This is a genomic window from Rhodococcus phenolicus (genome assembly GCF_001646785.1).
In the GTDB taxonomy this organism is placed as follows: Bacteria; Actinomycetota; Actinomycetes; order Mycobacteriales; family Mycobacteriaceae; genus Rhodococcus; species Rhodococcus phenolicus.
The window spans coordinates 1-25,379 of the sequence record NZ_LRRH01000030.1 but is presented as its reverse complement, the minus strand read 5'-3'; the positions used below and the strand labels follow the sequence as shown (position 1 = coordinate 25,379).

Below are 25,379 nucleotides of genomic sequence, written 5' to 3'. Positions count from 1 at the left end.
CAAGCGGAAGGGGAACCGATGTCGGGTCTGCTCCAGGGCATTCGCATCGTCGAATTGGCATCGTGGACGTACGTTCCCAGCGCCGGTGCGGCGTTGAGCGACTGGGGGGCGGAAGTCGTCAAGATCGAGGACACGCGCGGCGGTGATCCGTGCCGCTACCTCAACATCGGCGGACTCGACCCGGCGCAGTCGCGGTGGACGCGAACTTCATGATGGAACTCGGGAACCACGGCAAACGCAGCATCGGCGTGGACATCAAGTCCGAGCGGGGCCGCGACATCCTGCGGCGGTTGATCGAACGCGCCGACGTGTTCCTCACCAACTGGCTGCCCGCCGCACTCGACCGGGCGGATCTGTCCGTCGAGCGCCTCCGGGAGTTCAACCCGAACGTGATCGTCGCGCGCGGAAGCGGCCAGGGCAGCCGCGGACCCGAACGCGACCGCGGCGGATTCGACGCGGCGAGCTACCTGGCCCGCGGCAGCGTCGCCTACGCGTTGACCCCACCGGACGCCGAATACCCGGTGACACAGACACCCGCCTTCGGCGACCTACAGGGCGGGATCACCCTCGCCGGCGGGATCGCCGCGGCCCTGTTCCATCGCGCCACCACGGGCCACGCCCCGATCGTGGACAGTTCCCTACTGTCCCAGGGTATCTGGGCGATGGCGCCGGACATCGCAGCGGCGGACTACTATGGCATCGACCGGATCCCCGTCGGCAATGCCGGCGCCGCCCCGAATCCGGCCGTCAATCGGTACCGTACCCGCGACGGCCGGTGGATTCAGCTGGTGTTCCTGCAGGCCGATCGGTTCTGGAAGGGTTTCTGCGACCGTATCGGCCGTCCCGACATGGGAACCGACGAACGCTTCGTGCCGTTGGCGAACCTCGTGGCGAACAGGGAGACCGCGACCGCGGAACTGCGCCGCACCTTCGCCGAACGCGATCTCGCCGAATGGCAGAAGATCCTCGGCGACGAGCCGGGCGTATGGGCGACCCTCGCGAGCCCCAAGGAGGTGCTCACGGATCCGCAGGTCGTCGCGAACGGGTATCTCATGACCGTCGAGGACGCCGCGGGCCGCGAGTACCGCACCGCCGCCGCACCCGTCCAGTTCGACGAGACCCCGCCGCCGCCCCGCCGCGCCCCCGAATACGGCGAGCACACCGAGGAGATCCTGCTCGAGCTCGGCATGGACTGGGACGCCATCATCGCGGCCAAGGAAGCCGGAGCCGTCCTGTGAAACGACACCTGAACTGCCCCTGCGGCGAATACCTCACCGGCGCCGACGAGAACGAACTCGTCGAGAACGCGCGAGAGCATCTGACCGAGAAGCATCCCGGGCACGACTACGACCGCGAGCAGATCCTCTTCATGGCCTATTGAACACTCTGTCCCCCAACACCTTTCGCCGCCGAGGAGCGTCGACGTGAACAAGAACGACATGATCCTGATCAGCGTGGACGATCACATCATCGAGCCACCGAACATGTTCGACAACCACCTGCCGAAGAAGTACGCCGCCGACGCACCGAAACTCATCCACACCCCCGACGGCGCCGACATGTGGAAGTTCCGGGACACAGTGGTGCCCAACGTCGCGCTCAATGCGGTTGCCGGGCGGCCCAAGGACGAGTACGGGCTCGAACCCGACGGTCTCGACGAGATCCGGCCCGGCTGCTTCGACGTGCACGAACGCATCAAGGACATGAACGCCGGCGGAATCCTCGCGTCGATGAACTTCCCCTCCTTTCCCGGCTTCGCCGGCCGGTTGTTCGCGACCGAGGACCCGGAGTTCTCGCTCGCGCTGGTGCGCGCCTACAACGACTGGCACATCGACGAATGGTGCGGCGCGTACCCTGGCCGGTTCATCCCGATGGCGCTGCCGGTGATCTGGGACGCCGAACTGTGCGCCGGCGAGGTCCGACGCTGCGCCGAGAAGGGCGTCCATTCGCTGACGTTCACCGAGAATCCCACGGCGCTCGGCTACCCGAGCTTCCACGACCCGTTCTGGAACCCGTTGTGGAAGGCACTCGTCGACACCGACACCGTGCTCAGTGTGCACATCGGGTCGTCGGGGCGGCTGTCGATCCCCGCCGTGGATTCACCACCGGACGTGATGATCACGTTGCAGCCGATGAACATCGTGCAGGCCGCCGCCGATCTGCTGTGGTCGCGGCCGGTCAAGGACTACCCGGATCTGAAGATCGCACTGTCCGAGGGCGGCACCGGATGGATCCCGTACTTCCTCGAACGCATCGACCGGACCTACGAGATGCACTCCACGTGGACCCTCCAGGATTTCGGCGGCAAGCTGCCGAGCGAGGTGTTCCGCGAACACTTCCTCACCTGCTTCATCAGCGACCCGACCGGGGTGCGGCTGCGCCACGACATCGGAATCGACAACATCGCGTGGGAGTGCGACTATCCGCACAGCGATTCCATGTGGCCCGATGCCCCCGAGGTCCTCTCGTCGGTCCTCGTGCGCGAGAACGTGCCCGACGACGAGATCGACAAGTTGACGCACCTGAATGCGATGCGCTGGTACTCGTTCGACCCGTTCACGCACATCGACCGCGAGCAAGCCACGGTCGGCGCACTGCGCGCCGCAGCGGCCGGGCACGACGTGAGCATCCAGCCGCGCAGCCACAAGCACACGGCCGCCGAGGACAAGCTGTCGGCATTCCAGGCGCAGATCAGGGCGGCCACCGCCCACACCGCGACCTGACCGAAACCCCGTGCCCCGTGCGCGGTTTCGGTAGCTCCCGCTACCGAAACCGCGCACGGGTGCCGGCGGCAGTTCTCAGGCGTCGACGTCGAGCGCCACCCCGTACAGACGCGACACCTTCAATCGGACGACCAGCCGGCGCTCGGCGACCAGCTTCTCCAGGAACGCTTGTTGATCGCGAGGGTGCCGAACTGCTGACTACTCAGCAGTTCGGGGACGGTATCGTCGGAGAGCAACTTTCGCCTGTCCCGGGGCATTCCGCGTTCGGCACGGTCACTGCCACCCGGCACGTCACCAGCCTCTGACCGCGGTCCCGTCCCATGCCGGATCCGTCGACAACTCCGGGGCCGGACCGACGAAGGCGGGCGCGGCGTTGTCATCGCCGGTGAGCGTGAAACGCAGCCAGGCGGTGAGGTAACCGCGGAATCCGCCCCCATCGGCCGGCCAGTTGTGCCCCATCCCCAGCAGGCGTCCGCGGACCGCGGGCCCCGGACCGAGAGCGTAATAGGCGGCCTGCGGTACCGCCGTCGAGAGCGGATCCTCTGCTCCGGTCAGGTAGAACACCGGACCTGTCAGCCGGGTCACGTCGATCACGTCGACGGGTCGAGTGGCCCACCAGGGATCGGGCAGGTTGAGCACAGCGGTCGAGGTGATGAGGCCGTCCGAGCCGGTACTGGCATTGATCGCTCCCCCAGCGCCCTGCGAATGTCCGACCGCGGCGACGTGCTCGACGTCGATGCGATCGTGAAAGACGCTCTCCGGATTGTCGTTCTGCGCCAAGACGTAGCGCGCCGCAGCCAGGATCTCGCTTCCGTCGCCGGTGACGCTGCTGTCGGCGACCACGACGACGAAACCCCAGGAAGCGAGGTGCCGGAGCAACTCCTCGTACTGCTCGTATGTCGCATAGCTTCCGTTTCCGAAGGTGACCACCGGATGGCGGCGGGAACCGGTCGCGATGTCGGCGGGGTGGAACACCTGATATCCGGGCACCCCAATCGAGGTGACGGCGTGGATACCGGGGGCCGTGTAGCGCTCACTGACCCATTGCCGCTCCGGAACGGCAGGAGCCACCGGCGCTGCGGGACCTGTCGTCGGCTCCGATGCGAGCGCCGGCGCCGGGAATCCCGCAGCCATCGGCATCGCGATGATCGCGGCGACGAGCAGGGTCCGGGCGTGGCGGGTGGCAGCCGATCGCGGTCGTCGAAACGTCACGCGGCGCATCCTATCCAGTGCCGGCCTAGCGGGGTCGGACGTCGGCTCCCTGCCCGGTGTGTACTTTTGGTGGCTGGGACCGCCAAAGGTACACACCGGGCACGGGGTGTCGCTGTCGAGGAAGGACCTTCATCGGTGCAGGTACAGCAAGAGGTGCGTGGCAGGACGCTGGTGATCCGGCTCGATCGCGAGGACAAGCGCAACGCGATCGACGGCGCGATGGCCGCGGGGATCGATGCGGCCCTCAACCGTCTGGACGACGACCCCGACCTGTGGGTGGGCGTGATCACCGGTACACCGTCGGTCTTCTGCGCCGGTACCGACATCAAGGATGGTTCCGGCGAACCTACCCAGCGCGGCGGGGAGTACGGGATCATCCGGCGGCAGCGCCGGACTCCGCTGATCGCGGCCGTGGAGGGACCGGCCCTCGGCGGCGGGTTCGAGATCGCCCTCGCCTGCGACATGATCGTCGCGGCCGAGACCGCGGTGTTCGGGTTGCCCGAGTCTCGGCGCGGCCTGGTTGCGACCTCCGGTGCCCTGTTCCGCGCTCCTCGCGCACTGCCGCTGAACGTTGCCCGTCAGCTGCTCATCACCGGTGACACGCTGTCCGCCCGTCGCGCCTACGACCTCGGTGTCGTCAACGAGGTCACCGCGACCGGCGGCGCGCTCCACGCCGCCCTGGCGACGGCCGACAAGATCTGCGCCTCCTCCCTGACCTCGGTACGCGAAAGTCTCGCTGCGGTGAATGCGCTTACCGCGGCCGACGACAACCTCGGCTGGGAGATCACGGCCCGGGCGAAGGACACGATCACCGCGTCCGCCGACATGAGTGAGGGAGTCGACGCCTTCTTCGAACGACGGGAGCCGCGCTGGACCGGCCGCTGATCGCTCGCTGACGGACGGCTGCGGCACCCACGGGGATCAGACGGTGGCGTCGACCGGCGGGACGTCGTAGAACTGCTGAGCCCACTTGCGCAGCGACAGATACGGTTCGGAGTCCTTCGGCGACAGCGGCGGATGTTCGACGTATTTCTGGTGCCGCCAGATGCTCAGGTCTTCCCATACCGTGACGAGGAACTGCCGCTCGACACGGTCGCGGACGTCGGCCGGCGGCACGTCGTCGTCACCGGGGTTGCGAGGCCACCAGATCGAATAGAACAGGTCCGAACTCTCGTCGTCGACCGGGGTGGTCGCGAAGATCAGCCGATGCTTCGACGATCCCTCGAACGCGCTGATCGACCCGCCGAGCCCGAACATGTGGGCGTGGATCTTCAGCGCCATCTTCTCCGGGTCGTCGCTGCGCGCGTCGGGCCAGCCGGTGAGGAACGTCCACGCGTGCTCGGACGCACGGTAGTCCAGCATCTGCGGTGTGACGGTCGCGCCGTGCACGTATCGGAAGTGCAGGCTGTCCGGCCCGTTCTCGAGCACCACCTGCGGGTGCACGGGTTCGCGTTCGGTCTTGCGGGAGAACTCCGGATACGGGCGGTAGTAGTCCGGCAACTCGCCCGATCCGACATCCGGGAACAACGCGAGGATGCCGGGCATCTCCCAGGCCGGTGCGGTCCCGTCGGGGTGATGCCACATGAACACGCACCCGTCGCGTTCGACCACCGGATACACCCGCAGCCGCACGGTCGGCCTGGTGCGGTTCTCACCGGGGATCGCGCGGTTGGTGCCGTCCGGTCCCCATCGCCAGCCGTGGAAGGGGCATTCGACGCAGTCCCCCACCACGGTGCCGCCGTAGCCGATGTGCGCACCGAGGTGCCTGCAATGGCCGGTGAGGATGTGCATCTCACCGGCATCGTCGCGGTAGGCGACCAGGTCCTCGCCGAAGTACTTCAGCGGCCGGACCTCCCCCGCCGGGAATTCCGCGGACCATCCCACCATGAACCACCCGGTTATCTTCCAGGTGAACGGAACCTTCACAGCACCTCCAGATTTCAGGCAGTCGGACGTTCGGCGGCGATCGCGCACTCCTCGACGAACGCCAGCACACTCCGGTGATAGGCGCCCGCCGCGAACCCGACACTCATGTTGTGTCCGCTCGCGGATTGGCGGTGCGACACCAGCCGGGGTGTCGACGTGAAGCCGCGTGCGATCTCGCCGAGTGTCTCCGGATCGGTGCGCCACACCCGTTCGTGTTCGGCGTGGGTGAGCCGCACCGGAACTCGGATCTGCGGGGACAGCACCGGGAACTTCGTCGGCCACCGGAACGCGACCGTCTCCTCGTGTCGGGGTGTGCGCGACGACAACGACCGTCCGCCGCGCACCTCCTCCGGGTACAGGTGCGCGGGAAACCACAGCAGATCCCGGATGGTTCCGCGGTCGCCGGTGCCGCGCATCTGCGCGATCACCCGCTCCGCGTCATCGAATTTCGCGGTGCCGGTCCCGGCCAGTTCCAGGCCGAGCAGGTCGGCGCCACGCGGGTCCGCGGCCATCCGGGCGCCGAGGTCGCACCCGGCCGAATGCGCCAGCAGGAACGTGCCGGCGCCGCGCGGCGCCGCGCCGAGCAGTGCGTCGACGGTGTCGTAGCACGCCCGGATACGTCGGGCCGGGTCGTCGAATTCGTCTCCGAACGGCGCGGATGCACCGTAGCCGGGTCGGTCCGGGGCGATCACGGTGTAGCCGAGTGCGGCTCCCGCGCGCAGCAGCGACAGTTCGGGCCTGCCCGGCAGATCGAAGTATTTCGCGGTGGTCGCGCCGCCGTGCAACGCGACCACGACCGCGCGGGGTGCGGCGACTTCGGCGCACAATGCCGACATCGGGATGCCGTCGACGTCGACGACCCGTTCGGTCACCGCACCGAATTCGGTGTCGCAGCTCCGCATTTCGAGTCCTTCCGTCGTCATCGGTCCGCCCGCAGCAATAGGACACCGCTCGGGGTCAGGCCGCCACTGCTGACCACCGCGACCTTCGCGTCGCGGACCTGCCGCAGGCCGCCGTGCCCGCGTAGCTGGACGACGGCCTCGTGCACGAGTCCCATCCCGTGGGTGCGACCGTGCGACAGTTGCCCGCCGTGCGTGTTCAGCGGCAGCACCCCGTGGGGCGCGATGGCGGTGCCGCCGGCGAGAAAGTCCTTGGCCTCGCCGATCCCGCAGAAGCCGAGCGCTTCGATCCAGGACAGGCAGTTGAAGGTGAAGCCGTCGTAGAGTTCGGCGACGTCCACGTCGGCCGGGCGCAGGGAGGTACGACTCCACAGGTGCGCGGACTGGCCGAGCACCTGCGGTTCGTGGGTCAGGGTGCTCTGATCCCAGTCGACGCGTTCGATCATCTGGGTGCCCACCGCCTCGACGAGGACGGGTGGTTGTGCGAGGTCCCGGGCGGTTTCACGGGCGGACACGATCACCGCGACCGCGCCGTCGCACGGCACGTCGCAGTCGTACAGGCCGAACGGTGTCGTGATGGGGCGCGCGGACAGGTAGTCGTCCATCGACATCGGCTCGCGGTAGATCGCGGTCGGGTTCACCGCGGCGTTGGCGCGTTGGTTGAGCGCGATCCATCCGAGGGTTTCACGGTCGGTGCCGTACCGGTGGAAGTGCCGCTGCGCGGTCTGCGCGAGCAGGTGCGCCGCCGAGACCGCTCCGAACGGCGCGAACCACCCGTCGGCCACCCCGGCGGGTGGGCCGATATGTCCGGCCCGGGCGAGCTCGGCGTAGGTGGATTCCCACACCGTGCGGAAACAGAGCACGTGCCGGGCAAGGCCCGCGGCGACGGCGAGCATGGCCGCGATGACCGAACCGCCCGGACCGAACGTTTCGGCGGCACCGTTGTGCCAGGTCGGCCGCAGGCCCAGGGCCGATTCGACGGCGGTGACCCCGCCTTCGGTGAACGGGCCGAGCGCACCCGCCCCAGGGTAGGTGGACAGCCCGTCGATGTCGGCGACGTCGAGGCCGGCGTCGGCGAGTGCGGCACGGCACGCCTGCACGGTGAGCGACAGCGGATCGGCCATGAGCCGGCGCCCGATCTGCGACATTCCGATGCCGGTGAGCGCGACCCGATCCTCGAACTTCGTCACGGTTGCCATCGGCCGCACCGCACCCCGCATCGCCGCCGGGTCGATCTCGTCGGCCGGCAGCTCACCCGCCTCCGCGTCCGGGACCGGCCGGAACAGCGGCAGCCACACGTCCCCGACGTGCTCGAAGACCACTTCCATCCGCATGCCGAGAACGAGGTCGCCGGCGTGGCATTCCACGGCGTTTGTCGTCAATCGCACCCGCGGGTCCTCGTCCACCGCGACCTGGGCGACGATGTACGGCGAAGGCATGCCGGGTGGCGCGAAGCGATGGTTGACGGTGAACCCGATCAGCGTCGCGTTCCCGGAGACCGCGCGGGTGCCCATCGACTCGCCGCGACAGTAGCGGCACACCGGTTGCGGCGGATGGATCAGCGCCGCGCAGGACAGGCACTCCCGGAACCGCAGCCGGCCGTCAGCACCGGAGGTCCAGAAGAACTCGTTCTGCGGGGTGAGCGCCGGCAGCGGACGCACCGCGGCCGCGGCGTCGGCCGTCACGTCAGGCGCCTCGCCGGGCGACCGCGGCGTCCAGTCCGAGCAGGTCGAGCATGTTGCCGCCCATGACCTTTCGCACGTCGTCCGGCGCGATCCCGTCGAGCTGCCCGAGCAGGCTCAGCGGATCCGCCAGCCCCTCGGGATGCGGCCAGTCCGAGCCGTAGACGACGCGGTCCGCGCCGAGCATCCCGACGACCTCGCGGTAGTCGTCCTCCCAGAACGGGTTGACATAGACGCCGCGGCGGAACGCCTCGATGGGGTCCTCGAGGAACAGTTGCGGCATCTTGTCGTAGGCGTGCCGCAGGTTGCGGAACAGGGTGGGCAGCCAGTCCGTGCCGTTCTCGATGGAGATGATCCGCAGGTCGGGATTCCGCGACAGCGCGCCGTGACACACGAGCGCGGTCATCGCGTCCTCGATCGCGCGCGAGCCGATGGCCGCGGTTCGGAATGCGGTGGGGGCGAACGGCTTGTATTCGGTGGCGGGTTCCCAGATGTCGAGGACCTCCGAGTAGCCGCTGTCCGACGCGTGCATCGACACCGGGATTCCGGCGTCCACACAGGCCCTCCAGAACGGGTCGAACTCCTCGAACCCGAACGAGCGGCTGCCCCGGAAGCCGGGCACCGGCGCGGGACGGACGAGCACCGTCTTCGCGCCGCGTTCGAGGCACCATGCGAGTTCTTCGAGTGCCCGGTCCACGATCGGCAGGGTGACGACGGGGACCGCGAAGATCCGGCCCTCGTAGTCGAAGCTCCAGTGCTCGTACATCCACTGATTCAGTGCGTGGATGACGTCGTGGGTCAGCTCGGGATCGTTCTTGAGACGTTCCTCGACGAGACTCGCCAGCGTCGGGAACATCAGCGCGTAGTCGAGGCCCTGTTCGTTCAGCTTCTCGAGGCGCGCCGCGGGATCCCGGAACGCGGGAATCGACTTCATGGGCTTGCCCATGATCTCCCGCGCCGACTTGCCGTCCGGATTGCCGTTGCGGAAGTAGTCCTCCTGCGCACCGGGCGCGGCGACCACGGAGAACGTCGGGTTGGGGATGAATTCACTGATGGTGTTCTGCACGACGATCTTGGTGCGTCCGTCGATGTCGACGTAGCGGATCGCGTTCTTTGCGTGCTCGGGAAGGTACTTGGTCAGCGCATCCCGGGTCTCGTACATGTGGTTGTCCGAGTCGAAGATCGGGAACCGATGCGGATTCGTGGTCATGGGGAACCGTCCTCAGTGCGCCTTGGCGCGCGCGGGCTGTGAGTAGTCGGGCCGGCCGAGGCCGAGCACGTGCTGGGCGATCATGTTGCGGAACACCTCGAGGGTGCCGCCGTAGATTCCGCACAGCGGCGCCCACCGGAACAGGTGCTCGGCGCCGCCGTCGTCGGTGGCGCCTTCGGTGTCGATCGGCAGTGCCGATCCGGAACCGAGGATGTCCATCAGGTCCGGGGAGATGTCGCGCATCGTCTGCGCGAGGGCGACCCGGCCGAACATGTGCGGCGCCGACAGAGCGGCCTCCATGCGGGCGATGCTGCGGCCGAGCCGGAGCGCGACCGCCCGGTCGTCGAGCGGCCGGCGCCCGTCCGGGCCTTTCTGTCCGAGGATCCCGGCGATCCGGTCCACGCGGGTCGCCATCGTGGTGCCCTGGTGAATCAGGATGGACACGTCCTGCAGACCGTCGTGTGCGGCGTCCACGACACCGTGTTCCTCGCTGAGCGGGCCCATGAGCACAGCCCAGCCGCCGCTGACCTCGCCGAGCCGGTACCTGTCGTGGACGCGCACGTCGGAGTAGTAGACGATGTTGGTGCGGTCGCCGTCGACGGTGCGCAGTCCCTGGATCTCGATGCCAGGGGTGTCGAGCGGAACGAGGAACATCGTCAGGCTCTTGTGCTTGGGGGCGTCGGGATCGGTGTTGGTGATGAGGAAGACGTACTGGCAGTTGTGTGCGCCGGTGGTGAACATCTTGGAGCCGTTGATGATCCAGTGTTCACCGTCCCGCACTGCGCGGGTCTTGCAGGTCGCGACGTCGGATCCGCCGTCGGGTTCGGTGTAACCCAGGCACAAGCGGACCTCACCGCTGTCGATCTTCGGCAGCACCTCGGCGCGCACCTCGGGCGAGGCGAACTTCTCCACCGATCCGGTCACGATCGCGGTGGTGCCCGCGGTGACCCACGGCACCTGGGCGCGTCGTTTCTCCAGGTCCCACAGCCTGCGCCGCAGCCGGTTCAGGCCGCCCTCGGATTCGGGCGCGCGTTCGGCGGCGAGCCAGCCGTCGGCTCCCATCGCCAGGTGCACGCCCTCGTCGAAGTTGTCGCCGGTGTCGCGGTCGCGGCGGCGGACCTCGTCGGTGACGTGCGTGTCGAGGAAGGTGCGTGCGCGCTGCTGGAAGGCGGCGTCCTCGTCGGACAGTTCCACGAGTGAGAAATCCATGGTTCCCCCTGATCTTGTCGGCGCGGCGTTAAGCCTGCGCGGCGGCCAAGCTTTCGGCGACCCGGATCGCGGCGTCGGCGGGATCCCCGCCGGCCAGCGCCCAGCCGCGGGCGCGGACCAGGTACGCAGAGGCCGCCGATTCGGCGGCGACCCCGAGTCCGCCCTGCACGTGCACGGCCATCGTCGCCGCGCGCGGTGCCTCCTCGGCGAGGTACACGAACGCCGCCGACGCGAGCGCCGGCGCCGCGTCGGGTTCGTTGTCGAGGAACCACGCGGCTCGCCGCGTCAGGTTGCGGGCCCCGTTCACGACGATCGCGATGTTCGCGAGCGGATGCGAGATGCCCTGCAGGGTCGCGATGGGCACCCCCATCGTGTATCGATTCTTGGCGAATTCGGCTGCGATGGTGAGTGTTTCCTCGACCAAACCGACCAGGGCCGCGGACATCAGCAACCGCCATTCCTCGAGCGCGCGGTCGTACTGTGCGAACGCCTCCGGACCGCTGGCGATCACAGTGCGGCGATCCGCGGCGGCCGGGTCGATCCACGCCGAGGGCAATCTGCCGATGTTGTCGGCCTTCGCGGGCCGGGTGTCGAATTCGAGCCGTACGATGTCGTCGCCGTCGCGGACGACGATACGGTCGGCGACCGACCCCGACGGGAGGAGGCGCCGCCCGCCCGGGGCGTCGAATCGCGGGTCCAGTGCTACGATCTCGCGTCCGGTGACGACGTCGGTGGTGTCGAGTGCGCCGACCCGGGCGAGCAGGCGGGACGCGGTCACGTGGTCGATCCACGGCACCGGGGCGAGGGTGCGGCCGAGTTCCTCGGCGACGATCGACAGGTCGACCAGGGTCGCGCCGTCGCCGCCGACGTCCTCGGGAAGCGCCATCGACGTCGCGCCGGTCGCGCACAGTTGTTCCCACAGGTCCTTGTCGAATCCACTCGGTTCGGCGGCGCGCACGACCTCGAGGGGACTGCGCGACCGGAAGAACTTCGCATACGCGGCCTGCAGTTCCGTATGGTCCTCGGACAGGCTGTAGTCCTGCCTGCGCAATTCGTAGCGGTCCATGTTGTGTGCCCCCTGTTCCGTCATTCGACCGGGTCGCCGGCGGGTCGGTCGCCGAAGAAGAATTCCTGCGCGTTGCGGTGGAGGTAGTTGTCGCGGACGGCGTCCGGGAGGTCCAGCGCCATCACCTCGGGAACGAGGCGGCGCATCGGCAGCACCGGCCAGTCCGATCCGAAGATCACCTTCTCCCTGCCGCGGGTGCGCATGTAGTGCAGCAGGCTTTCGGGCAGCCGTTTGGGTGACCACGCCGACGTCATCAGCCGCAGGTTCTCGTACTTGATGAGCAGCCGAATCGCGACGTCCCACCACGGGTCGGCGCCGTGGATCATGCACAGCTTCAGTTCGGGGAACCGGTAACAGACCCGGTCGAGGTGGATCGGGTTCTGCACTTCCCCGGGAATGGGCGGCCCGGGCAGGCCGGTGTTCATGCACAGCGGCAGGCCCAGTTCGGCGCACTTGTAGTACAGCGGGGAGTACACGGCGTCGGTGGGCGGATACATGCCGTCGCCCCAGAAGCTCGGCCCCACCGTCGTGTACGCGACCGGCAGATCGTGCACGAGCGCGGCGAGTTCGCGCAGCGACGACACCGGATGCAGCAGGTCCACCCCGTTGACGGCGAGGACGAACCGCTCCGGCATCTCCTCGACGAACTTCAGGGCGGTCGGCGACGGTTTGACCATCGAGTACATGAGGATCGCCTTCTCGACGCCCTGCTCGTCCATCTCGTCGATCAGTTCGGTCAGGTCCACCTGCCGGTACATCGATTGCGGGCCCTTGAAGTACTTGTCCCGCACCTCGAGCATCCACCCCGGCTGTTCGCGCTCCCCGAAGTGCACGTTCACCAGGCAGTCGATGACCTTCGGCATGGTCACGCTCCGTCCTTCTCGAGTGCCGGCTCCGCGACATGCCGCGCGGCCCACCGGTAGTCGGGCTTCCCGTTCCCGAGCCGCCGGATCTGCGGTACGAACACGAACTTCTTCGGTGCCTTGAATCCGGCCAGCGATTCCCGGCACGCCCGCCGCAGTTCGTTCTCGGCGGACTCGCCGTCCGCGGACTGCACGAGCGCGACGATCTCCTGTCCCCAGCGGGGGCTGGGCCTGCCCACGACGAGCGCGTCGACGACACCGGGTTGTGCCCGCAGCACTTCCTCGACCTCCTCGACGAAGACCTTCTCGCCCCCGGTGTTGACGACCAGCGAATCGCGGCCGAGCAGCCGCAGTGCGCCGTCGGCGTCGACGGTGACGCGGTCGCCGGGGATCGCGAGCCGCTGCCCGTCGATGATCGGGAAGGTCGCTTCGGTGGCTGCGCGGTCGTCGAAGTAGCCCAGCGGTACGCGGCCGGTACGGGCGGCCCAGCCGATCTCCGGGTCGCCGGGATCGAGCAGCCGGGTGCGGTCGTGCGAGACGGCGGTGCCGCCGGGCATCGGATCGAACGTATCGACCTGGGTGCCGTGGGAGCTGCGCCCGTATCCCATTCCGCCGGTTTCCGACGAGCCGTACCCCTCGACGAGGAACGCGTGCGGGAGGTGTTCGAGCAGTGCCCGTTTGTGGACGGGGTTGGTGGCCGCTCCCCCGGTACCGATGACCGACAGCGACGACAGCTCGTACGGGCGGCGCCGCATCTCCCGGACGAGCGGGCCGGCGTAGGCGTCGCCGACGATCGTCATCAACGTGACCTTCTCCCGCTCGGCGGTCTCGAGCGCGGCCCGCGCGTCGAATTTCTCCCGGTCGTCGTACAGGACGACCGTCTGTCCCGCGAGCAACCCGGCGAAGGTGGTCCAGGTCCCGGCGGCATGCGACAGCGGCGACGCGGCGAACCACACCTGGCCTGTCGCCCGCGCCAGTGCCTGCACGGGTTCGACGGTGACGTGGTCGGCACCGTTCATCGACGAGACGTACATGTCGCCCTGTCGCCACAACACCCCCTTGGGCCGGCCGGTGGTGCCGCCGGTGCACAGCATGATCAGATCGTCCGGGGACGTCGCGATCACGTTGTCGGGGTCGCCGAGTGCCACGGCCTCGTCGAACGGCACGGCACCGGCGAGTTCGGGGATGCCCGAACCGTCGTCGACCGAGACCAGCAGCTCCACCCCTGCCGGGGCGGCCTCGGCCACGACGGGTCCGAACGAACGGTGGTACACGATTCCGCGAGGGGCGATGTAGGCGAGCAGGTCGCCGATCTCGCGGCGCGTGTAGTGGTGGTTGATGTTCACCGGCACCACCCGCGCCTTGGCGCACGCGATCATCAGGTTCGGGTACAGGTCGTTGCGCATGATCAGCGCGATGCGATCCTGGCCGCATTCCCACCGGTCGAGTCGCTGCCGCGGGATGTGCTCTCCGAAACCGCGGTCGGCGAGGAAGTTCGCGAACCGGCGGGTCGTCGAGGCGGATGCGCCGAAGGTGATTCGGCGGTCACCGCACACCGTCATCGTGCGGTCCGGGACCGCGTCGGCGACGGCGTCGAACACCGCGCCCAGGCTCCATTCGCTCACTGCATCCTCCGATCGCCCCCGCGCGCCCGGCTCAGACGGTCGCCGCGACGGGGGCGCCGAGAAACGCCAGCGCGTTGTCCCGCATGATCTTTCGGACGTCACCGGCGTCGAATCCGGCGAGTTCGTCGGTGAACGACAGCGGTTCGGCCAGTCCTTCACCGTGCGGCCAGTCGGATCCGAACAGGATGCGGTCGGCGCCGATCTTCTCGGCGAGACGCGGCAGGTCGTCCTCGTAGTACGGTGCGACCCACACGTGCTCGCGCAGCGTCTCGACCGGGTCGTCGGGGAACGAACGTGGCGACTGGTTCGCCAGTTTCGCCATGCGCTTGGCGAGGCGGTGCACCCAGTCCGAGCCGTTCTCGATGCTCGCCACCCGCAGCGCCGGATGCCGGGTGAAGACGCCGTGGATGATCAGTGAGGCCATGGTGTCGTGGATCGCGCGGTCGTCGACGAGGATCTTGTCCAGGGCGTCGCCCGGACCGAACGGCTCGAAGGTGTCCTTGCCGCCCCACATGGCGGCGATCTTGAGGTAGCCGCTGTCGCCGAGGTGGAATGCGGCCGGCACGTTCGCTTCGGCGAGGCGCGCCCACACCGGATCGTGCGCGCGGTCGCCGAGCGAGCGGGGCTTGCCGATGCCGGGGACCGGCGCCGGCCGGATGTGGACGAGGCGCGCGCCGCGTTCGAGCACGAACTCGATTTCGGTCACCGCCGCCTCCGGGTCGGCGAGCGAGATCATCGGCGCCGACAGGATCCGTCCGTCGGGCCGGTCGAAGCCCCAGTCCTCGTCGAGCCACAGGTTGAACGCGTGCAGCGACGCCATCGTGGCCGGGATGTCCTCGCGGAGGGCTTCTTCGACGCCGCATCCGAATGTGGGGAACATGAAGATCGTGTCGAGCGACTGCCGGTCGATCACGGCGACGCGGGCGTCCCGGTCCCGGTATTCGGGTCGTAGTTCGAGTTCCTCGACCTTCATCAGGGTGGCCGGGTCGACGCCTTCGGGTACCTGTCCGCGGAACAGCGGGTCGAGGCAGCCAGGCACGATGATCGGGTCGAAGGTGGGGTTCGGGATGAACCGGTTGACCTTGTTGCCGATGATCGCGGTCTGCCGCCGCCCTTCCTGCACGATCTGCACACCGCGACGACGGAAGTTCTTGTCGAGATGCCGGGTGAAGGCGTCCAGCGGTTCGTAGTAGTGGTTGTCGACGTCGATCGCACGGTGGTCGAGGGTGGTCATGGGGTTCCTTCTTTCGTCTCTCGAGCGGGTCGTGTCGACGGGGGTCAGGGGACGATCGCGGTGCGGGTGACCGGTTCCGCGACAGCCTGCCGCGCGTAGATGCCGCGCTGCAGTGACAGCAGCAGCGCGTTGCGGGTTTCCTCGGGGCGGATCAGCTCGTCGAATCCCATGTGTTCGGCCGAGCGGTAGGACGCTTCGAGTTCCATCGCCCGCAACGTCGTGTCGAGGTCGGCGTCGGCGTTGGAGGCGTTGCTCAGTGCGGCCGCACTCATCGCCCCCATCGTCGCCCCCGGGTATGCGTAGGTGGCGGCCTGACCGTCGAACCCGATGAGCGACATCACCATCGATCCGAATCCATATGCCTTGCGCAGTGTCACGTGCAGCTTCAGAGTGGTCGCGGTCGTCTGTGCGACGAACATGCGGGCACCGCTGCGCAGCACGCCGTCGTGTTCGGATTCGCTGCCGGGCAGCATGCCGGGGTTGTCGGTGAGGAACACCAGCGGCAGGTGGAACGCATCGGCCACGGCGATGAAGTGCGCGGCCTTGTCGGCCGCGGCCGCGTCGATCGATCCTGCGAGAACCTGTGGCTGGTTGGCGACCACGGCGACCGGATGCCCACCGAGATGAGCGAGCGCGCAGATGATCGCTTCGCCGTACTTCGGTTGCACCTCGAACCAGTCGCGGGTGTCGAAGACGATGTCGATGACGGTGCGCATGTCGTAGGTGCGCCGGCCGTCGCGCGAGACGATGTCGAGCAGTTCCGGTGTCTCCCGCGGCTCGGAATACTCGTCCGGCTCGGTCATCTGCGGGTACGACCACGCGCTCGGCGGGAAGAACGCGAGGTAGCGGCGGATCTCGTCGAGCACGTCCTCGTCGGTCTCGGCGACGTTGTGGATCACCCCGCTCGCGATCGCGACACCTGGTCCACCGAGGTCTTCCTTCGACACGTCCTCTCCGGTGGACATCTTCACCACGGGAGGACCGGCGGTGAAGATCGCTCCCTGCCGGCTCATGATCGCGAAGTCCGCGACCGGCGCGACGAGCGCGCCGTGCCCGGCGGACGGGCCGAGCACCGCCGTGACCATCGGCACCTTCCCGGAACAGCGGGCCTGTGCGAGCAGGTCCGTCGGGGTGCGGCCGTAGTGGTCACCGGTGGGACGGAAGCCGGCACCCTCGAGGAGCATCACCAGCGGAACCTTGTTGCGCACCGCCAGTTCCGCGAGCCGGTACCGCTTGGAGTTGCTGCCGGGTGCGATCGTCCCGGCGAGCGTCGTGAAGTCCTCGGCGCCGACCATGACGGGCAGTCCGTGGATGAGCCCGGACCCGGCAACGATCGCGTCGGCAGCCACGTCGCCGCCGACGAGGGTGCCGAATTCGTGGAAGGTACCCGGGTCGAGGAGACGTTGGATCCGGGCGCGCGCATCGAGTTTGCCTTTGCCGCGGTGCTTCGCGACCCGGACGGTGCCACCCATCGCGAACGCGTGTGCGCGTCGGCGTCCGAGATCGTCGAGGGTGTCGTCCCAGGTCCCGGCGTTCGTCATCGATCGTCCTTGGGTGTGAGGGCGGTCAGGCCAGCGTGTAGCGGATCGGCAGGTGCTTCAGTCCCCCGACGAAGGTGGTCGCGATCGTCGCGGGGTCGCCGTCGAGTTCGATCGAGCCGAGCCGGGGCAGCAGTTCGGTGAAGAATTTGCGGATCTCGAGGCGCGCGAGTCCCGCACCGAGACAGAAGTGCACACCGAATCCGAATGCGACGTGGTTGTTGGGTTCGCGGGTGATGTCGAACCGGAACGGGTCGTCGAAGATCTCTTCGTCGCGGTTGCCGGAAACGTAGGACAACAACACCGAGTCGCCCGCGGCGATCGGCACGCCCCGCAGGACGGTGTCCTCGGCGGCGGTCCGCATGAACGCCTTGACGGGGGTGACCCATCGGATGATCTCCTCCGTCGCCCGCGGCATGAGATCGGGTTCGGCGCGCAGTTTGTCGCGCTGATCGGGGTTCTCGACCAGGGCGCGCAGACCCCCGGAGATGCTGCTGCTCGTGGTGTCGTGTCCGGCGGTGGCGATGAGGGTGTAGTACGACATGGTGTCGATGTCCGACAGCGGCTCGCCGTCGATGCAGGCATTCGCGATGGTCGATGCGAGGTCGTCGGTGGGATTCGCGCGGCGGGCGGCGGTGAGCGCCGAGAAGTACTCGAACATCTCGAGCAGCGAGTTCATCTTCTCGTCGGCGGGCGTGGCGCGTCTGAGCTCGTCGTCATCGCTGCCGACGAGTTCCTGGGTGAGCGTGCGCATCTTCGGGAAGTCGGATTCGGGGACGCCGAGCAGCGACATGATCACATAGAGCGGGAAGTCGATCGCGATGTCCTGCACGAAATCACACGTGCCGCCCAGCTCACGCATGCGGTCGACGTAACGCCGCGCCAGTTCCTCGATTCGGATCTCCATGGCGCGCATCGACTTCGGCCGGAACCAATCGGCGGCGATCGCCCGCACCACACGGTGCTGCGGATCGTCCATGTGGATCAGGGTGCGGACGCCCGCGGCCGCCTGCATGGCGTCGGATTCCTCGGTCATGAGCACCGGGCGCGGCCAGTTGACGAAGCGGACGTTCGCGCGTTCGATCGCCATGATGTCGGCGTGCTTGGTGACGGCCCAGAACGGCTTGTAGGACGGCACGTCGACGTATGCCACCGGCGCCTCGGCACGCAGTCGTGTCAACGCGGCGTGCAGGCGTGGTTCGTCGGCGTACGCGGTGGGCTCCGCCAGCACTTTCGCGGCTTCCTCGACGATCGACATGCTCATCCGTGGCACATTCCGTTTCGTTCGGGCCGGGTCCTCGTCCGTCTGCCATTGCGACGTCCGGAATCGTTGTTCGCGTCTCCAGAGTGATTTATAGTGAGCCTTACTGTCAAGCATTCTATAACTCCTTCCGTTGCGGCGGACAGCATTCTCAACAGGAGTTTTCATGACCTCCGACCAGCACAGAGCCGTCCCCGCCCACATTGCCGCCGACTCCCCCACCCCGGGTGATGGGAACCTTCATTCGGTCTGTCCGGCCGATGGTTCCCATCACCGGGATCACGCGCCCCCATTCGAACCCCAGAGGTGACCAGTGGACAGTTCCGTCCGAGACCAGACACTCGACTTCCGCGACCCCTACCCCTTCTTCGCGGCGCGTCGGCGCGAAGGTGGGGTGTTCCACGGAACGGTCATGGACTACTCGCGCACACCGGAGTCGTTGCGTCCCGCGGATTCGTATGCCGCGCTCTCCTATTCGACGGTCAACGCCGCGTTACGCAACGACCGCGTGTTCAGCTCCAAGATGTACGACTCCACGATCGGCGTGTTCATGGGACCGACGATCCTCGCGATGAGCGGCACGAAGCACCGCGCGCACCGGAACCTGGTGTCGGCGGCGTTCAAACCGCAGTCGCTGCGCGTGTGGGAGCCGGACATCGTGCGGCCGATCTGCAACGCGCTGATCGACGAATTCGCGGGCACCGGCCACGCCGACCTGGTCAGGGATTTCACGTTCGAGTTCCCGACCCGCGTGATCGCACGGCTGCTCGGCCTGCCCGCGGAGGATCTACCGTTCTTCCGCAAGGCCGCGGTGGCCATCATCAGTTACGCCGGGAACGTACCTCGCGCCCTGGAAGCGTCCGAGGACCTGAAGAACTACTTTCTCGGCCACATCGAGCAGCGACGGTCGCAGCCGACCGACGACATCATCAGCGACCTGGTGACCGCTGAGGTCGAGGGCGAGCAACTCACCGACGAGGCGATCTACTCGTTCCTGCGGCTGCTCCTCCCGGCCGGCCTCGAAACCACATACCGATCGTCGGGAAATCTGCTGTATCTGCTGCTGCGTCACCCCCGCCAGTTCGCGGCCGTGCAGGGCAATCACGGTCTGATTCCGCAAGCGGTCGAGGAAGGCCTGCGCTACGAAACTCCCTTGACCTTCGTGCAACGCTTCACCACGGAGGACACCGAGCTCGGCGGTGTTCCGGTTCCGGCGGGCGCGGTCGTCGATCTGGTTCTCGGCTCGGCGAACCGGGACGAGGACCGATGGGAACGCCCCGGGGAGTTCGACATCTTCCGGAAACCCGTGCCGCACATCAGTTTCACCGCGGGCGCCCACACCTGTCTCGGCCTGCACCTTGCGCGCATGGAAACTCGGGTGGCAGTCGAATGCCTGCTCACACGCCTGACGAACTTCCGCCTACAGGACGAGGGTGATCCACACATCACCGGTCAGCCGTTCCGCTCCCCCAACCTGCTGCCGGTGACGTTCGATGTCGTCTGAGGAGCACGCGGTGATCGACGAGCCGGTCCTGCTCACCGACCTCACCGACGGTGTGCTCACGCTGACCCTGAATCGTCCGGAACGCCGTAACGCGATCACCCGGCAGATGTGGACGTTGCTACGCGACCGGCTGCGGGACGTCGAACCGGGGCACGACGTGCGCGCGGTCGTGCTGACCGGTGCGGGCGGAGCTTTCAGCAGCGGCGCCGACCTGACCGCCACCACGGGCATGGACGAGTTCCCGGACCCGAACGAGGAGATTCGCAGCGTCAACGACACCGTGAAACTGCTGCACGATCTGCCGGTCCCGACCATCGCGAAAGTACGGGGCGTCGCTGCCGGCGCCGGATGGAACCTGGCGCTCGGCTGCGATTTCGTGGTCGCGACCCCGGAGTCCCGGTTCTGCCAGATCTTCGCCCGGCGGGCACTGTCGGTCGACACCGGCGGTTCCTGGCTGCTGCCCCGCCTCGTCGGTCTGCAGCAGGCCAAGCGGCTGACAATGCTCGCCGACATGATCGGCGCCGACGAGGCACACGACCTCGGTCTGGTCACGTGGCTGCGACCCGACACCGAGATCGACGGGTTCGTCGCAGCACTCGCGGCCCGGCTCGCGGCAGGACCGCCGGTTGCGTTGGCGCAGACCAAGTCCCTCATCCACTACGGAATCGACCGGACACTGGGCGAAGCCCTCGCCGGCGAGGCGGCAGCGCAGGCGGTGAACCTGTCGGCGCCGGACGTCCTCGAAGCGTTCGCGGCGTTCGCCGAGAAACGCGATCCGGTCTACCGCCGCACGCCCGTCGCGGAGCGCTGACACAGCCGCGTCCGTCCTGTGAGCGCCGCCGCCCCGTTTTCCGAGCGCACGGACATTGCGTCGATCCAATGAGACGAGCGGTACATTCGCCCGGTCGCGGGCCAGGCGACCGGGCCACGCGGCGCCCTCGACGAGTCCACCGGCGACCACGGCCGGATCCGGAGTGTCCGCCATAGCGCTACCCGGCGTCATCCTCACTCCCGGCAGCGACAGCAGCGACCCAACCGTCGATGTCGGTCCAGTCGCGGGCGTGGCCGTAGTGTCCGCCCATCAGCCGGAACACGACCCGGCCGATGCCCGGCCAATCGCCGGGTGAGATGGTTCCCGCGAAGAATCGGTGCCTGCGCACGTCCGCCGCCGACCGCAGCGTCTGCATTGCCTGCGGCTCCGGAGTCACCCGCCGCAGGTATCGCGCGACGCGGGGCGACAGGAGACTGCTCGTCGCACCCACCGACGACACCGAGAACGCCCACACCGTTCGACCCGCGAGGTCCGGGCCGAGGCGGTCGAGCGCGTCCGCCGCGCCGGGAAGCCACTGTCCGTTGTGGATCGCGCTGCCGACGACGAGCACGTCGTACTCGCGAACCGTGTCGGCGGACGCCAGGTTCTTCAGGTCGGCGGTGTGGCCGGCCTGCTCGAGAGCCGCGGCGATGCGTTCCGCGATCCCCCGCGTGGATCCCTTCGCGGTCGCGTATCCGACCAGTGTTCTCATGCGTCGCCCCTCCCGTGTGAGGGTCCCGGGTCACGCTCGGCGGTCGTCAAGAAACGCTGCTCGGCAACCACCACACACCGGCGACGGTGCCGGTGCTCGGGCCCTGTCCGGCCGCGGCGGCGAGAACCTCGTCGCGGTGGAGACCCGGCAGCACGCGGTACCGGATCGAGGGGCGCTCGCTGACCAGCGTGAGCGGCCACCACAGGGCACGGACGTAGTCTCGCGCGGATGCGGCTCCGTCCCACTGGTAGAAACCCCGATACCGCCCGGCTTCGTCCGCGGTGAGCCACAACTTCGACACGAACCCGGGAAAACCCGCGAACAGCGGTGTGTTGAGCAAGCTCTCCGCACGGAACAACGCGTGCCCACGACCCCGGACACCGCGCAACCGGAATTCGACCACGAGGATCACAGGGTCGGCCGGCTCGGCGCGATCGGCGACGGTTTCCCGGTAGATCACCGCGGAAGTGCCGTCGGCGAAGATGATCGTCCGGCCCTTGTTTCCGGTCGGGAGGTGCAGACGCCGGCGCGCGAGAAGCCCGGCAGTGCGTCCGGCACAGCGTGCGAGCCGCAGCAACACCGTATGCAGGGCCAGCGGCTCCGGACGGTCGTCCGGCTCACCGCCGGAACCGAACGGGTTCGGTACAGGATCGCTCGCGCTCATCGGCCGGTCCCGTCGTATCGGCGACACGGACATCGCACACGTTACGCCGCGGAGCCGGTCGGCACGACCGACCGCGCCGGCAGATGTCCCGACCCGGCGGCTCGACGAGCCGTGCCAGGCATCCGCGATACTCGGTCACGTCCCGGAAGTCCTACGAACGGAGCGAAGGCGTGAAGCATGCATCAGCAGGCCGGTCCACCCGGGCCATCCACGGCACCACCGTCACCGACGCCCACGGTGCACCGCACATCCCGGTCTACAACACCACGACCTTCGCATTCGAGAACACCGCGGCGCTGCTCGACGTCGCCGACGGACGCGTCCGGGGTCCGCTCTACACCCGTTACGGCCTGAACCCCACGATCTTTGCCCTCGAGGAAACCATGGCCTCGATCGAAGGCACCGAGAACGCGTTGGCGTTCTGCTCGGGTATGGCCGCCGAAACCGCACTGTTCGCGCACTACGGACGCGAGGGAATCGTGTGCGTCGGCGACGCCTACGGCGGCACCATGGAATTGCTCGGCAATCAGCTCGCACAACTCGGCATCACCACCACGTTCCTGCTGGGCGATCAGCTCGACCGGCTCGAGGAGTCGCTGGGCGACGGAGCGAAACTGGTGTTCTTCGAAACTCCGACCAACCCGGCACTCGGAATCTACGACATCACCGCCCTCGCCGACCTTGCGCATCGGTACGGCGCGAAGGTCGCGGTCGACAACACCTTCGCGTCACCGGTGAACCAGCGTCCGCTCGAGCTCGGCGCCGACCTCGTCTCCTATTCCGCGACGAAGTACCTCGGTGGCCATTCCGATGTCACCGCCGGATTCGTACTCGGGACAACCGAACTCGTCGAACCGCTGAACGCTTGGCGCAAGAGCTTCGGATCGGCGATCTCACCGGAAACCGCGGCCGTGTTGTCGCGCAGCCTGCGTACCCTCGTCGTGCGGGTGCGCCAGCACAACGCGAACGCCCAGGCGGTCGCCGAGGCGATGGAAGCCGATCCACGAGTGTCACGGGTGCTGTATCCGGGGTTGCCGAGTTTTCCCGGTCATGCGATCGCGGCGAAGCAGATGTCCGGGTTCGGCGGAGTCGTCACCGTCGAAGTCGCGGCCGATGCCGACACGACCGTGCAGGTCGTCGACCGGCTCGAGCTGTTCGCGTTGGCCCCGAGCCTGGGGGGCGTGGAAAGCCTGGTGACGCAACCGGTCACCACCACCCACTACGACCTGACCCCCGAGGAACGCGAACGTCGCGGGATCACCGGGTCGATGATCCGGTTGTCGATCGGCCTCGAGGACGCCGACGACCTGATCGCCGACCTCACCCAGGCACTCGACGTCGTCGGCCACTGAGTCGGCCACCTTCAGCGGCCGTCGAGTGTGCGACGGGCGGACTCGATTTCGTCGTCGTGACCGACCACCCACCGAGCCGGTGCCGTCACGATCGGCCGAAGCCTCACGGAACGGGTGAGCGGTCCAACCGACGACGATCCGCCGTCGCCGCTGTTCGAGGCCGTTCACCGCAGCGAACGGATCCCGGACCACGACTGCACCGACAGCGGATTCGGTCCGTGGCCGCAGCCGATCCGCCGCTGTTCCGGCAGGATGGGACACGAGTCGAACCACGGGAAGGAGCACCCCATGTGTGGACGCTACGCGAGCACGAGCACCCGCGACGACCTGGTGGCGGCGTACGACACCGCCGCCACGGTCGGTGACGAACTGCCCCCGTCGTACAACATCGCACCCACGCAGCACGTGAACGTGGTGCTCGAACGCGTCCCGCACGACGATCCCGATGCCGCGCCGGTCCGGCGCCTCGACAGCACGGTCAAGTGGGGGCTGGTGCCCTCGTGGGCGAAGGACCCGAAGATCGGCTCCCGCATGATCAACGCGCGGTCCGAGACCGTCACCAGCAAACCCGCGTTCAAAGCGGCGGCGGCGCGGCGGCGCTGTGTCCTGCCGGCGGACGGCTACTTCGAGTGGATGAAGGACGAGAACGGCAGGAAGATCCCGTTCTTCCTCCACGCCGACGAACCGATCGCGATGGCCGGCCTGTACGAATTGTGGCCGAATCCGGAACTGCCCGAGGACGATCCGGACAGGTGGTTGTGGACGTGTACGGTCCTCACCCGTCCGGCGACCGATGCGGCCGGGCACATCCACGACCGCTCCCCCGTACTGCTGCCGGAGTCGTTCGTCGGGCCGTGGCTCGATCCGTCGCTCACCGATCGTGACGATGTCGATGCCCTGCTCAACTCGATCCCGGAGCCGCACCTGCACCCGTACGAGGTCGGCACCGCAGTGAACAATCCGCGCAACAACTCCCCGGATCTTCTCCGGCCGGTGAACACCTGAGTCCCGCCTACTGCTCGGAGGGCAGCGTGCAGCATCCTCTGTAGACCGATGACACGCGGCATGTCGAAGCCTCGAGGGCGGTGTCGACGGACTCCGCGCGCACAGCCCATTCCGTGTGCGTCTGCGTCCGGCGGCGTGCACCGCCGAGCCGCGCCGCCGCGAACTCCGTCAGCCGCCCGGTGACCTCCGGCGGGCCACCCGACCACAGCTGAAACGTGAGTGCGGACTCAGACGCCGGGCGCGCGCACGCGTCGGCGAAGCTCTGTACCGTTCGCCATGCCGCGCCGACGTCCTTCGTCCTCAGCGAATGCGCTCCCCCTGCCGACGCCGACAGGCCGTCGTACGTCACAAGCTCATTTCCGACACGCGCCGGGACGGAGGTCCCGGTGGCGGAACCCGTCCTGGTCGGCGAGAGCCCCTACTGACTTTCCGACCGAGGCGTGATTGCACGTCACACCGAACCTGCGACCTCCGGACCGTGCGCGGCGATGTGACGGCACACCAGCATGTGGTGAGCGCTCTTCTGGAACCGGTAGTCGACCTCGACGACTTCACCGGCGATGTCGTGGTTCCGAAGGTCGGTGAGGAGCTCGTCCAGGCGTGGATAGCGAACCGATGAGCCCGAGGCCACGAGCGGAAAGACCCGCAGTTCACCGCGGGCGACCCTCATCAATTCGCGGATCGCGTCGAAGTGGAAGGTGTGGTCGAGCCGGTCGGAATAGCTGAACAGCAGGTGCGAGCTGAGCACGAGATCGAAAGCGACGTCGGGGAACGGCAGGGACGGCAACCGTCCGGCAACATAGCGGCGCGGATGCCGGCGGATATCGGCGGTGAAATCCTGAACCGCCCGCCGGCGCACGCGTGCGTGTTTTTTTGGATCGGC

The 25,379-nt window shown here is 68.0% G+C and carries 21 protein-coding genes and 2 pseudogenes; 8 read left to right on the top strand and 15 right to left on the bottom strand.

Going from position 1 to position 25,379, the window contains the following annotated elements; translation table 11 throughout:
- The first annotated feature begins 18 nt into the window (after nt 1-18).
- The 3 genes and pseudogenes from A8G15_RS09045 to A8G15_RS09035 all read left to right on the top strand — a co-directional run bounded on the left by A8G15_RS09045 (nt 19) and on the right by A8G15_RS09035 (nt 2,723).
- Nucleotides 19-1,238, top strand: a pseudogene (locus A8G15_RS09045) (CaiB/BaiF CoA transferase family protein).
- A complete protein-coding gene (locus A8G15_RS09040; protein ID WP_068158180.1) occupies nt 1,235-1,381 on the top strand; it encodes a DUF1059 domain-containing protein in 147 nt (48 codons plus the stop codon). The pseudogene A8G15_RS09045 and the gene A8G15_RS09040 overlap by 4 nt, the downstream one beginning before the upstream one ends.
- Before the next feature lie 43 nt (nt 1,382-1,424).
- On the top strand, nt 1,425-2,723 hold the full coding sequence (locus A8G15_RS09035) for an amidohydrolase family protein (RefSeq protein ID WP_068158174.1): 1,299 nt from the start codon (nt 1,425-1,427) through the stop codon (nt 2,721-2,723).
- Nucleotides 2,724-3,014: 291 nt separating this feature from the next.
- Here the strand turns inward: A8G15_RS09035 and A8G15_RS09030 are convergent, their stop codons facing one another.
- Nucleotides 3,015-3,935 carry a poly(ethylene terephthalate) hydrolase family protein gene (locus A8G15_RS09030; protein WP_245687765.1) on the bottom strand — a complete coding sequence of 307 codons (921 nt, stop codon included), beginning with the start codon at nt 3,933-3,935 and terminating at the stop codon, nt 3,015-3,017.
- Between the two features lie 135 nt (nt 3,936-4,070).
- Between A8G15_RS09030 and A8G15_RS09025 the strand changes: the two genes are divergently transcribed.
- A complete protein-coding gene (locus A8G15_RS09025) occupies nt 4,071-4,820 on the top strand; it encodes an enoyl-CoA hydratase-related protein (RefSeq protein ID WP_068158170.1) in 750 nt (249 codons plus the stop codon).
- Nucleotides 4,821-4,856: 36 nt separating this feature from the next.
- Here the strand turns inward: A8G15_RS09025 and A8G15_RS09020 are convergent, their stop codons facing one another.
- The 11 genes from A8G15_RS09020 to A8G15_RS08970 are packed head-to-tail and all read right to left on the bottom strand — an operon-like array spanning nt 4,857 to nt 18,451.
- On the bottom strand, nt 4,857-5,861 hold the full coding sequence (locus A8G15_RS09020; RefSeq protein WP_068158160.1) for an aromatic ring-hydroxylating oxygenase subunit alpha: 1,005 nt from the start codon (nt 5,859-5,861) through the stop codon (nt 4,857-4,859).
- A 14-nt stretch (nt 5,862-5,875) separates the two neighbouring features.
- Complete coding sequence (locus A8G15_RS09015; RefSeq protein ID WP_068158159.1) at nt 5,876-6,763, bottom strand: alpha/beta fold hydrolase; 888 nt, start codon at nt 6,761-6,763, stop codon at nt 5,876-5,878.
- Nucleotides 6,764-6,780: 17 nt separating this feature from the next.
- The gene (locus tag A8G15_RS09010; RefSeq protein ID WP_068158157.1) at nt 6,781-8,445 is read right to left on the bottom strand and encodes a thiolase C-terminal domain-containing protein; all 1,665 of its coding nucleotides are present in this window, start codon (nt 8,443-8,445) and stop codon (nt 6,781-6,783) included.
- 1 nt (nt 8,446) lies between these two features.
- Entirely contained in the window at nt 8,447-9,652 is a 1,206-nt protein-coding gene (locus A8G15_RS09005; RefSeq protein WP_068158155.1) for an amidohydrolase family protein, read from the bottom strand.
- Between the two features lie 12 nt (nt 9,653-9,664).
- A complete protein-coding gene (locus tag A8G15_RS09000) occupies nt 9,665-10,861 on the bottom strand; it encodes an acyl-CoA dehydrogenase family protein (protein WP_068158150.1) in 1,197 nt (398 codons plus the stop codon).
- Between the two features lie 28 nt (nt 10,862-10,889).
- The gene (locus A8G15_RS08995) at nt 10,890-11,927 is read right to left on the bottom strand and encodes an acyl-CoA dehydrogenase family protein (RefSeq protein WP_068158419.1); all 1,038 of its coding nucleotides are present in this window, start codon (nt 11,925-11,927) and stop codon (nt 10,890-10,892) included.
- Nucleotides 11,928-11,947: 20 nt separating this feature from the next.
- Nucleotides 11,948-12,790: an amidohydrolase family protein gene (locus tag A8G15_RS08990; protein WP_068158147.1), complete on the bottom strand. Its 843-nt coding sequence runs from the start codon at nt 12,788-12,790 to the stop codon at nt 11,948-11,950.
- 2 nt (nt 12,791-12,792) lie between these two features.
- Nucleotides 12,793-14,415 (bottom strand): AMP-binding protein, encoded by a 1,623-nt coding sequence (locus tag A8G15_RS08985; protein WP_068158145.1) that lies wholly within the window; start codon nt 14,413-14,415, stop codon nt 12,793-12,795.
- Between the two features lie 31 nt (nt 14,416-14,446).
- Nucleotides 14,447-15,649, bottom strand: coding sequence for an amidohydrolase family protein (locus A8G15_RS08980; RefSeq protein ID WP_068158142.1), 1,203 nt, complete (start codon nt 15,647-15,649; stop codon nt 14,447-14,449).
- Nucleotides 15,650-15,693: 44 nt separating this feature from the next.
- Nucleotides 15,694-17,190, bottom strand: a complete 1,497-nt coding sequence (locus tag A8G15_RS08975; protein WP_068158141.1) for an acyl-CoA carboxylase subunit beta — start codon at nt 17,188-17,190, stop codon at nt 15,694-15,696.
- A 25-nt stretch (nt 17,191-17,215) separates the two neighbouring features.
- Entirely contained in the window at nt 17,216-18,451 is a 1,236-nt protein-coding gene (locus tag A8G15_RS08970) for a cytochrome P450 (RefSeq protein WP_068158140.1), read from the bottom strand.
- A 310-nt stretch (nt 18,452-18,761) separates the two neighbouring features.
- Here A8G15_RS08970 and A8G15_RS08965 point away from each other — a divergent pair, with 310 nt between their 5' ends.
- Both A8G15_RS08965 and A8G15_RS08960 read left to right on the top strand, forming a co-directional pair.
- Nucleotides 18,762-19,952: a cytochrome P450 gene (locus tag A8G15_RS08965; RefSeq protein WP_068158139.1), complete on the top strand. Its 1,191-nt coding sequence runs from the start codon at nt 18,762-18,764 to the stop codon at nt 19,950-19,952.
- A gap of 10 nt (nt 19,953-19,962) precedes the next feature.
- Nucleotides 19,963-20,763 carry an enoyl-CoA hydratase/isomerase family protein gene (locus A8G15_RS08960; RefSeq protein WP_068158138.1) on the top strand — a complete coding sequence of 267 codons (801 nt, stop codon included), beginning with the start codon at nt 19,963-19,965 and terminating at the stop codon, nt 20,761-20,763.
- A gap of 178 nt (nt 20,764-20,941) precedes the next feature.
- Here A8G15_RS08960 and A8G15_RS08955 read toward each other — a convergent pair whose 3' ends face one another.
- Nucleotides 20,942-21,475, bottom strand: coding sequence for a flavodoxin domain-containing protein (locus A8G15_RS08955; protein WP_068158133.1), 534 nt, complete (start codon nt 21,473-21,475; stop codon nt 20,942-20,944).
- Between the two features lie 46 nt (nt 21,476-21,521).
- Nucleotides 21,522-22,139, bottom strand: coding sequence for a YdhR family protein (locus A8G15_RS08950; RefSeq protein ID WP_245687764.1), 618 nt, complete (start codon nt 22,137-22,139; stop codon nt 21,522-21,524).
- A 170-nt stretch (nt 22,140-22,309) separates the two neighbouring features.
- On the opposite strand from A8G15_RS08950, the gene A8G15_RS08945 reads away from it, so the two are divergent.
- Both A8G15_RS08945 and A8G15_RS08940 read left to right on the top strand, forming a co-directional pair.
- A complete protein-coding gene (locus A8G15_RS08945; RefSeq protein WP_068158414.1) occupies nt 22,310-23,491 on the top strand; it encodes a trans-sulfuration enzyme family protein in 1,182 nt (393 codons plus the stop codon).
- 288 nt (nt 23,492-23,779) lie between these two features.
- On the top strand, nt 23,780-24,496 hold the full coding sequence (locus A8G15_RS08940) for an SOS response-associated peptidase (RefSeq protein ID WP_068158412.1): 717 nt from the start codon (nt 23,780-23,782) through the stop codon (nt 24,494-24,496).
- Nucleotides 24,497-24,947: 451 nt separating this feature from the next.
- On the opposite strand, the pseudogene A8G15_RS08930 reads toward A8G15_RS08940, so the two are convergent.
- Nucleotides 24,948-25,379 (bottom strand): annotated as a pseudogene (locus tag A8G15_RS08930) (hypothetical protein); the annotation flags it as partial.

Excerpts from the sequence above, each read along its gene's own strand:
- A8G15_RS09015 (WP_068158159.1), bottom strand. The coding sequence starts at position 6,763 with ATGCGGAGCTGCGACACCGAATTCGGTGCGGTGACCGAACGGGTCGTC.
- A8G15_RS09005 (WP_068158155.1), bottom strand. The coding sequence starts at position 9,652 with ATGACCACGAATCCGCATCGGTTCCCGATCTTCGACTCGGACAACCAC.
- A8G15_RS09000 (WP_068158150.1), bottom strand. The coding sequence starts at position 10,861 with ATGGATTTCTCACTCGTGGAACTGTCCGACGAGGACGCCGCCTTCCAG.
- A8G15_RS08995 (WP_068158419.1), bottom strand. The coding sequence starts at position 11,927 with ATGGACCGCTACGAATTGCGCAGGCAGGACTACAGCCTGTCCGAGGAC.
- A8G15_RS08990 (WP_068158147.1), bottom strand. The coding sequence starts at position 12,790 with ATGCCGAAGGTCATCGACTGCCTGGTGAACGTGCACTTCGGGGAGCGC.
- A8G15_RS08980 (WP_068158142.1), bottom strand. The coding sequence starts at position 15,649 with ATGACCACCCTCGACCACCGTGCGATCGACGTCGACAACCACTACTAC.
- A8G15_RS08975 (WP_068158141.1), bottom strand. The coding sequence starts at position 17,190 with ATGACGAACGCCGGGACCTGGGACGACACCCTCGACGATCTCGGACGC.
- A8G15_RS08970 (WP_068158140.1), bottom strand. The coding sequence starts at position 18,451 with ATGAGCATGTCGATCGTCGAGGAAGCCGCGAAAGTGCTGGCGGAGCCC.
- A8G15_RS08955 (WP_068158133.1), bottom strand. The coding sequence starts at position 21,475 with ATGAGAACACTGGTCGGATACGCGACCGCGAAGGGATCCACGCGGGGG.
- A8G15_RS08950 (WP_245687764.1), bottom strand. The coding sequence starts at position 22,139 with ATGAGCGCGAGCGATCCTGTACCGAACCCGTTCGGTTCCGGCGGTGAG.
- A8G15_RS08940 (WP_068158412.1), top strand. The coding sequence starts at position 23,780 with ATGTGTGGACGCTACGCGAGCACGAGCACCCGCGACGACCTGGTGGCG.